The 8,836-nt window shown below is 34.2% G+C and carries 14 protein-coding genes; all 14 read left to right on the top strand.

The window, feature by feature from the left end; translation table 11 throughout:
• The first annotated feature begins 358 nt into the window (after positions 1-358).
• Positions 359-652, top strand: a complete 294-nt coding sequence (locus JWG41_RS04500) for a BrnT family toxin (protein WP_020778298.1) — start codon at positions 359-361, stop codon at positions 650-652.
• Positions 642-944 carry an antitoxin gene (locus tag JWG41_RS04505; RefSeq protein ID WP_205268755.1) on the top strand — a complete coding sequence of 101 codons (303 nt, stop codon included), beginning with the start codon at positions 642-644 and terminating at the stop codon, positions 942-944. Before JWG41_RS04500 ends, JWG41_RS04505 begins: the two co-directional genes overlap by 11 nt.
• A 1,303-nt stretch (positions 945-2,247) precedes the next feature.
• Entirely contained in the window at positions 2,248-2,808 is a 561-nt protein-coding gene (locus JWG41_RS04510; protein WP_205268756.1) for a hypothetical protein, read from the top strand.
• Between the two features lie 256 nt (positions 2,809-3,064).
• Positions 3,065-3,346: a type II toxin-antitoxin system RelE/ParE family toxin gene (locus tag JWG41_RS04515; protein ID WP_205268757.1), complete on the top strand. Its 282-nt coding sequence runs from the start codon at positions 3,065-3,067 to the stop codon at positions 3,344-3,346.
• Between the two features lie 16 nt (positions 3,347-3,362).
• Positions 3,363-3,665 carry a HigA family addiction module antitoxin gene (locus JWG41_RS04520; RefSeq protein WP_205268758.1) on the top strand — a complete coding sequence of 101 codons (303 nt, stop codon included), beginning with the start codon at positions 3,363-3,365 and terminating at the stop codon, positions 3,663-3,665.
• A 286-nt stretch (positions 3,666-3,951) separates the two neighbouring features.
• The gene (locus JWG41_RS04525; protein ID WP_205268759.1) at positions 3,952-4,251 is read left to right on the top strand and encodes a type II toxin-antitoxin system HigB family toxin; all 300 of its coding nucleotides are present in this window, start codon (positions 3,952-3,954) and stop codon (positions 4,249-4,251) included.
• On the top strand, positions 4,252-4,656 hold the full coding sequence (locus JWG41_RS04530; protein ID WP_205268760.1) for a helix-turn-helix domain-containing protein: 405 nt from the start codon (positions 4,252-4,254) through the stop codon (positions 4,654-4,656).
• A gap of 277 nt (positions 4,657-4,933) precedes the next feature.
• Positions 4,934-5,233: a type II toxin-antitoxin system Phd/YefM family antitoxin gene (locus JWG41_RS04535; RefSeq protein ID WP_205268761.1), complete on the top strand. Its 300-nt coding sequence runs from the start codon at positions 4,934-4,936 to the stop codon at positions 5,231-5,233.
• A 1-nt stretch (position 5,234) separates the two neighbouring features.
• Positions 5,235-5,663, top strand: a complete 429-nt coding sequence (locus tag JWG41_RS04540; protein ID WP_205268762.1) for a PIN domain-containing protein — start codon at positions 5,235-5,237, stop codon at positions 5,661-5,663.
• 202 nt (positions 5,664-5,865) lie between these two features.
• Positions 5,866-6,426 carry a hypothetical protein gene (locus tag JWG41_RS04545; protein WP_205268763.1) on the top strand — a complete coding sequence of 187 codons (561 nt, stop codon included), beginning with the start codon at positions 5,866-5,868 and terminating at the stop codon, positions 6,424-6,426.
• Positions 6,419-6,817 carry a hypothetical protein gene (locus JWG41_RS04550; RefSeq protein WP_205268764.1) on the top strand — a complete coding sequence of 133 codons (399 nt, stop codon included), beginning with the start codon at positions 6,419-6,421 and terminating at the stop codon, positions 6,815-6,817. The genes JWG41_RS04545 and JWG41_RS04550 overlap by 8 nt, the downstream gene beginning before the upstream one ends.
• A gap of 259 nt (positions 6,818-7,076) precedes the next feature.
• Positions 7,077-7,337: a ribbon-helix-helix protein, CopG family gene (locus tag JWG41_RS04555; protein WP_205268765.1), complete on the top strand. Its 261-nt coding sequence runs from the start codon at positions 7,077-7,079 to the stop codon at positions 7,335-7,337.
• The gene (locus JWG41_RS04560) at positions 7,315-7,731 is read left to right on the top strand and encodes a type II toxin-antitoxin system VapC family toxin (RefSeq protein ID WP_205268766.1); all 417 of its coding nucleotides are present in this window, start codon (positions 7,315-7,317) and stop codon (positions 7,729-7,731) included. Before JWG41_RS04555 ends, JWG41_RS04560 begins: the two co-directional genes overlap by 23 nt.
• Before the next feature lie 194 nt (positions 7,732-7,925).
• On the top strand, positions 7,926-8,744 hold the full coding sequence (locus JWG41_RS04565) for a hypothetical protein (protein WP_205268767.1): 819 nt from the start codon (positions 7,926-7,928) through the stop codon (positions 8,742-8,744).
• Positions 8,745-8,836 lie beyond the last annotated feature (92 nt).

An 8,836-nucleotide genomic window follows, 5' to 3' on the forward strand; every position in this document is an offset into this window, starting at 1 on the left:
AAGGAAAAATATTTGTACTGGTAGCAATAACATGTAATTGAAATTGTCAAATTCAAAATTAGATCTAAACATGCATTACCAGCGCATAACAGCGGGGAAACGCTTCGCTTCGGCACTGCCGGCCTCGCTCGGTCTGCGACACATTCCTCTCCGTCACGCTTTGTTGCTTTCGCAAAAAGCGCGCCGACGCTAACGCCTCTACGAGGCTCAGCTACGAGGAACGTCGTCTCCCCTAGTTCGTTATGCGAAATCGTAGGAATGTATGCCACAGGACATGGGTAACACATTTAAAATAACAAACCAAAAAACGAAAGAAATTCATTGACAATAGGCACACATTGTCATCACATATTACTGAGTGAAGAATTATCGCTGGGATCTAGAAAAAGATGAAATTTTAAGAAAAGAACGTGGAATTTCTTTTGATTTCATTCTTTTTCAAATAGAAAACGGCTTTCTCTTGGATATCATTAAACATCCAAACGAAGCGAAATATCCCAACCAATCAATCTTCATTGTTGAGTTTGAAAGTTATGCTTACTTAGTTCCCTTTATAGAGAACAAGGATGAAATTTTCTTAAAAACTATTATACCTAGTAGAAAAGCTACACGTAATTATATTTCAAAGGAAGGAAGTGAAAATGAAAACTAAAATAGATAAACATTCTAAGGTACATCCTTCACTTTCCGAAGAAGAAAACGATATTCTCAATTCTTATGAAGCAGGTGAATGGAAATCTATTGGATTAAATAATAAATTAATCAGTAAATACCAAAAAGCAGCTTCTGCGACACTCGCAAAGAACAAAAGAATAAATATTCGGCTTAATCAATTAGATTTGCAATCGATACAAAAGAAAGCTTTTGAAGAAGGGCTGCCATATCAAACATTTATTTCTAGCTTACTTCATAAATTTGTAACGGGAAAATTAGTCGAAAAATAACTTAAAAACCTACGACTTCGCATAACAGCGACTTAACGCTACGCTTCGGGACGAGCCCTCGCTCGGGCTACGCCACATTCCTCTTCTGTCACTCGCATGCATACGCAAGCTACGTGCCAGTCCCTAACGTCCCGTTCGGGACTCAGGGTCGAGGAACGTCGTTAAGTCTAGTTCGTTATACGAAAGTTTTGAAATCTAATTATAAAACGAAAACTAAGAAAAATAAATTTTGCATAAATAACCTTAACGTAGTAATCGCAAATGAAAACACAATCCTAACTATAATTGGAATTTATTTAGCATATTTTTGCGCAACTCATTCAGATAAAATTTTATAAATTTCATATTATTCATTTTTTTCTTATCTTAAAATTATGCTTCTAGCAAATGGAAAAGTCACTATTTAGATTGCATTCTAAACTTCCTGTCAAAACTCGATTTTGAAAATTACGATAGCCCTGCTACATTCCAGATTCGCTTAATTTTAATTGTAGATCTCGATGAACATAAATTACTCAGTAAAACCAAATAAAAGGATCTCACGGATGCATATAAAAACTATTTCCTTTACAATCATGTTGTTATTTTTCTTAAGTTGCGATTTCAATACAGGAATTGACACTGCAGACGTAACCAGAGTCAATGATGCTTTTCCTCAAATTATAAATGCATTTAATAACAAGTATCAATCTTGTTTTAATGAAGGAAAATTGTATTATAGCCTCAATCAAAACTACATTGGAAATTTCAGAGGAATCAATGTCTGCAATAGTGATCTAAATGAAAAAAATGAAGGCTTTTTCCTTTGGACCAAGGCTCTTAATCAATGCCTAAACCTTATATTTTTCTATCCGTGTCCTCCAAGTTTCGAAAATTTAGAAACTTGGAGCAATTTCATATACAATTCTTGCAACCTAAAAAATGCTTATTTTATTAATAGTTACAAGCCCGGCCAAGGAAAACTTCTTCTCACTAAATCAAATTTTTATGATATTACTTTCAATTGTCTGTAAATGCAAAACCTTCGTATAACAGCGTGGAAACGCTGCGCTTCGGGACGAGCCCTCGCTTGGGCTGCGCCACATTTCCCTTCTGTCACTCGTTTGCATCCGCAAACTCCGTGCCAGTCCCTAACGTCCCATTCGGGACTCAGGGTCGGGAAACGTCGTCTCCACTAGTTCATTATGCGAAATGTGATAAAATTTAATTAAGAAACTTAAAAAAAAACAGAAATAATTCATTAAAATCTAAAAGCATAATAAATATCCCTTAATAATAAACATGCTAAAATTACTGAAAATATATGATCACCAATTATACTCCAGAAATAACTGAATTTAGCATCATAAACTTTAGCATAATTGGACGAGCACTGTGTATCGCCACTTACTTTGATAAAATTTGCAAGAGTTTCTTAACAGCTCTGGTTATCAAATCTCCAAGCTACTTTATAAAAACATTTAAAAACATTAATTTAAAACTAATTGATACTGAATTATATGATCAAATAATTGAAATATCCGAAAAATTAACGTTAAACCAGTGTATAAAAATATTATCAGAAATTAATCTCGAAATATTTACTACAACAGGAACATTGGAGAAATTTAATAAAGCGAAAGAATCTAGAAATTTTTTCGCTCATGAATTATGCTTAGGATACCCAGAGAATATAAATAACTCAAAATATCGAAAAGAATTAATTAACCAAACAAAGGAGAATATATTAATCATAGCCGATTGTTTAATACAAATGGAAACTTGGATTTCAATCTACAACAATGAAGAAATTGATCCAAGTATAAGTAAGGCTAATTTAATTGAAAGAATTGCCTCCTGGACAATAGACGACGAAATATTCTAACTAACATATCACACTTCGCATAACAGCGGGGAAACGCTTCGCTTCGGCACAAGGCCTCGCTTGGGCTGCGCCACATTCCTCTCCGTCACGCTTCTCGCTCCGCAAGAAGGCGCGCCGACGCTAACGCCTACTACGTAGGCTCAGCTACGAGGAACGTCGTCTCCCCTAGTTCGTTATCTGCAATTGGGTAAAATCTAAACTAAACTTTTGAAATAAAAAGATTGACTACTATATCTGCAGTAGAGATATAGTAGGTGTGATTCTTTCTTTCGGAGATAAAGAAACAGAAAAGATATTTAACCAATTCTTTTCTAAAAGGATTCCACCGGAAATTCAAAAGAAAGCTCTAACAAAGCTAATTTTATTAGATAACGCGGAGAAAGAAGATGATTTGAAATCTCCTCCTTCTCACAGATTAGAAAGCTTAAAAGGCGATTTGAATGGTTTCTATTCTATAAGAATCAATGATCAGTGGCGTATCATTTTTAAATTTGAACAAGGAAACTGTAATCAGGTGTCTATTATTGATTATCATTAAAGGATTATACTAAACTATGAAAAATAACAGGATCCCGACTCCAACTGTCGCTGAAATTTTGAAAGAAGAATTTCTTGAACCTATGCAAATAACTCCTTATAAATTATCTAAGGAACTTCATGTATCTACTTCAACCATTTTAGACTTATTACATGGGAAAAGAAAAATAACAGTAGATATGTCTTTAAGATTATCTAAGTTTTTTGGTATGTCTGAAAAATTTTGGATAAATTTACAAACTGATCTTGATATTAGAGAGAAAAAAGAAAAATTAAAAAGTAAATTAGACTCTATAAAAACTCTCAAACTATCCGCTTAGTCAACTAACCCAACTGCAGATAACAGCGGGGAAACGCTTCGCTTCGGCACTTCCGGCCTCGCTCGGTCTGCGACACATTCCTCTCCGTCACGTCTCTTGCATTCGCAAGATTCGCGCCGACGCTAACGCCTACTCCGTAGGCTCAGCTACGAGGAACGTCGTCTCCCCTAGTTCGTTATGCGAAAATTTCCGGGCACTTATTTTTTAATAAAATGCGAGCGTCCGTGCTCGCTAAAAAAAAGAAAAAGTAGTTGTTACCAATTCGGGAACATGCTTTCCTTGATTAGTGAGGGTTATTTCAAGAAAAATATTGAGAGATTTCTACTCTACTCCTAAATACTCTGACTCTAAAATTCCGATAGAGGTTTGGTTTAAAGAAACTTCGAAAGCTATATGGAAATCTCCTTCTGATATTAAAGAAAAATACAGAAATGCAAGTTTCCTTAAAGATAATAGAATCGTCTTCAATATACATGGTAACAAATACAGACTAATTGTGAAGATTCATTATAATCTACAAACTGTATTTATTAGGTTTATCGGAACTCACGAACAATATGACAAAATCAATGCTGAGGTGATTTAAATGAATATTAAACCTATTAAAAATCAAAAAGATCACTTAGATGCTCTTTCTGAAATTGAAAAACTTTGGGACGCTAAAAAAAATACACCTGAATACGATAAACTAGATATTTTAATTACCTTAGTTGATGCTTACGAAACTAAACACTACCCTATCGATGATCCTGATCCAATCGATGCTTTAAAATCTGTTATGGATGACATGAATATGAAAAGTGTTGATTTAGGAAATTTAATTGGTGGGCGAAGTCGTGCCACTGAAATTCTAAATCGGAAAAGAAAGCTTACTTTAGAAATGATTAGAAAGATTAATCAAAATCTAGGAATTCCTACTGATATTCTTGTAAAAGAGTATAAAATGAAAACATCAAAGACAGGAAGAAAGAAAACGCCGTCCGTGGCGTAATCAATTCTGTAAGCCCGAAAACTTCGCATAACAGCACCTTAACGCTTCGCTTCGGGTCTTCGCCCTCGCTCGGTCTGCGACACATAGGCTTCTGGCACTCCCCTTGCATCCGCAAGTGTCGTTCCAGTCCCTAACGTCCCGTTACCGGGACTCAGGGCCAGCCTACGTCGTTAAGGCTAGTTCGTTATGCGCAATGGGTTAAAATTTAATTTCTTGATAGAAAAAAAAGAAAAGAATTTTCACTTGACTAGGTGGCCATAATAGCTACAATGAAAAGATGAAATCTGTGGGTATTAAAGACCTAAAAAACAATCTCAGTAATTATTTGGATTTTGTACGAAATGGTGAAACAATCATCGTTATGGATAGAAATACTCCAATTGCTGAATTGAAAAAATTAAGCAAGTCACCAGATTTAACTCAGGCTTTTATAGATGAATCCGTTGCAAATAATTCAATTATCCCTGCCAAAGAAAGGACAATAATAACTTTCCCTAAATCTTTGCGTATAAAAGAAAAAGATAGAGAAGAACTATCAAAATCATGGAAGCAAGCATACCTAGAGGATCGAGAATAGTTTGGCTTTATATATTGATACAAGTTTCCTATTAAATATTGTTTATTCAGAATTTGGTTTCGAAAAAAATTTAGAAAAATTAAATAAATCTAATAATCTCTTTAGTTCTATATTAATAGAAATAGAAGCTTATCGAAGTTTAAATTATACTTTCAGCCGAAATAAGAAAAATCTTGATAATATTTGGTATCAAGATACTCACAATTTCATTGAAAAAATAATCTCAAGCATTAATCTTAAAAATTTAGATTCCGAAATCAAAAATGAATTCAAAAAACAAAAGAACATTTCTGAATTGAAATCGTTAGATGCTATCCATTTATCTACTGCTATATATGTTAAAAAATTAATTTCTGAAGATTTAATATTTTGTACCTTGGATGAAAAACTAAAAGAAGTAGCTTTAAAAAATAACTTTAAAGTAAACTAACCCACAGCGCATAACAGCGTGGAAACGCTGCGCTTCGGCACAAGGCCTCGCTTGGGCTACGCCACATTCCTCTCCGTCACGCTTCTTGCTCTGCAAGAAGACGCGCCGACGCTAACGCCTCTGCGAGGCTCAGCTACGAGGAACGTCGTCTCCACTAGTTCGTTATGCGAAAGTCGTAAAATTTAAAACAAAAGGAAAATATATGAACTTAAGTATAACTTTAACTTTAAATTCCCAAGAAATAGAATTATTAAAAAAAGTATTAGGAATTTCTAATAATTTAGAGCAGGAACTTGCAAAAATTGGCCAAGCAGGTATTGAAGAATATGTCAGAATGTTCTTAGGGCAAAAAATATTCACTAGAGGATCAGATATCAGAGAATATCGATTATTTCTCTTGATACAAACTTTCTTCAATAATAGAATACCCGAAGAACAACAAGTCAGTGATATTTTCCAAACAAAAATTACTGAATCAAGATCACTTATTCGATCGGTATTAGCGAAATATCAATATGAATTAAGGGAATCTTTTGATAATACCTTGAAAGAATTGATGGAAAGCCACATCGATCAAAGTAATGAAAAAATTACAGCCGTAATCAATTCAGATTATAAAATTGAGGAATTGAACCGAATTTTAAGTTCTATTGACGGTAGTCTTCCTAGCGTAAAAAAGAAAAGAGAAAGTGTCTCAACATACGAATTTGAACGTTCCTCTTTAAATGCACTGAATACACATTTTGGAATAGCAAATGAATGATCAATTATCTGCATTAAGTTTAATTCTTACATCCTTAAGCATACTTTTTAGCTTATGGCAGAGCCCTATAGATGAAGTGCTTAAAATTGAAGTAAAACCACATTCAATTGATAATGAAAATTCATACAAGGAAGCTTTAAATATCTTAAATTATAAAGCAATTCCTCTTGCCTTAGCTGCACTTGGCTCTTTTCTAATTTTTATACCTGATACATTTAGTATAATAAAACAATCAATAGATTCAATCTATTCAAAGTATTGCTGCAAATATGACTCAATACAAGCTGGATTTCTATTTGTCCAATTTCTTTCATTTCTTTTAACATTAATAATTATTGGTAAATTAGTTTTACTAATTAAAAAATGCTTTAAATTAAACCCTTCAAAATAAATACGACCTTCGCATAACAGCAACTAACCGCTTCGCTTCGGGACGAGCCCTCGCTTGGGCTGCGCCACATAGGCTTCTGGCACTCCCCTTGCAGTCGCAAGTGTCGTTCCAGTCCCTAACGTCCCGTTCGGGACTCAGGGCCAGCCTACGTCGGTTAGTCTAGTTCGTTATACGCAAGGTCGCAAAATTTCATTCGATAATCAGAAATAATAAAAAATACAACTTGACCGTAATACAAATACGTGATACATCATAAAATATGATCAGTTTACGTCTACCACCAGAACTAGAAAGAAAATTAGATTCATTTGCCAAATCTGAAGGAAAAAGTCGTACAGAAATTGTAAAAGATTCTATTCTAGAATACATTAAAAATCGAGGCACTAATAAATCTCCCTTTGAACTTGGCTTAGATTTATTTGGTAAACATAATTCCGATATTATCGATTTAGCTCAAAATAGAAAAGAATACCTACACAAAGCAATTGGAAAGAAAAATGAAAAACGTCGCTCTCATTGATTCTGGTCCGATCATTGCCCTATTCAATTCAAAAGATAAATTTCACAAACCAACTTTAAAATTTCTAAAATCATATTCAGGTGAATTAATCTCCTCATGGCCTGTAGTTACTGAAGTTGTCTACCTACTATCTTTCTCCGTTGAAGCTCAATCTGATTTTCTAGAATGGATTGAAAGAGGGAGTATACACATAATCGATTTAGGTATAGAAGATCTTAAATATATCAAAAATCGAATGAGAAAATATTCGGATCTACCAATGGATTTAGCAGATGCTTCTTTAATGTGCATTTCAGAAAAACAAGGAATCGAACGGATTATAAGCATTGATTCAGATTTTTCTATATATAAAAACTTAAAGGGAAAGTATTTACAAAACCTCTTTAAGGTCTAAATGCGACCCAGCGTATAACAGCGTGGAAACGCTGCGCTTCGGCACGAGGCCTCGCTTGGGCTGCGCCACATTTCCCTTCTGTCACTCGTTTGCATCCGCAAACTCTGTGCCAGTCCCTAACGTCCCGTCGGGACTCAGGGTCGGGAAACGTCGTCTCCCCTAGTTCGTTATACGCAAGTGCAAAACCTTTTTATATGAAAAATGAAGAAATTGAACTAAACAGAAAAGAAATAAAAAAATGGATACCCGATGCAATGGATTTCTATTGGGAAATTTGCGATAAACATCTATGCTTTGATTTAAATCTAAATAAAACATCAGTTCACGGTAGCAATTACACAGACTTAATTATAGAAACAGGCACACGTTCATTAATCGAAAACTATCAAAGTTTAATAAATACAATTATATATTCAGAAGCCTATGACAAGCTAGCTGTTAAACTTGAGCCAATCGATAAAAGAATGTCTTTGAAATTTAAATATCATTTTAGAAATTATTATGCGAGACGAATAATTCCTGCATATCTAGAATTTGCTGATCACATATCTTACCATTTAAATGAAATTTCAGAGAAAACAATATTTGAATACGATAAAGAACATTTAATTGATTATAGAAAAATACGGGACATATTAGATAAAAAAAATAATGTGAAACATATAAAAAAGGAAAATGTGAATAGAATATTCGAAATTCTATTTAATAATCTCACTAGTCGTTTACTAGATTTTTTCCAAGTTTATAGAAATACAGTCTACCACCGATACGAATTAGGGATTGACCGAATGTTAAAAAGTTTTCGTTCAAGAATAAAAAGCAAAACTTTAGGATTCGTAACAATCTCCACACCAGATGTTAGCATCGGTGAACTTGAAAATATACATTACGATCAATATGGCAATCCTGATGTTAAATATATTCAATTTAGAGAGCTGGCACCTACTCTATTAATAAATTCGAAGGAAACTTTACTTTACTTGAATAGTATAGGCTACATTGCCGAATCATAGCAAAGTTTGCACCAGCGTATAACAGCATGGAAACGCTGCGCTTCGGCACGAGGCCTCGCTTGGGCTGCGCCACATTTCCCTTCTGTCACTCG

Origin of the sequence: Leptospira chreensis, assembly GCF_016919165.1 — a bacterium.
In the GTDB taxonomy this organism is placed as follows: domain Bacteria; phylum Spirochaetota; class Leptospiria; order Leptospirales; family Leptospiraceae; genus Leptospira_A; species Leptospira_A chreensis.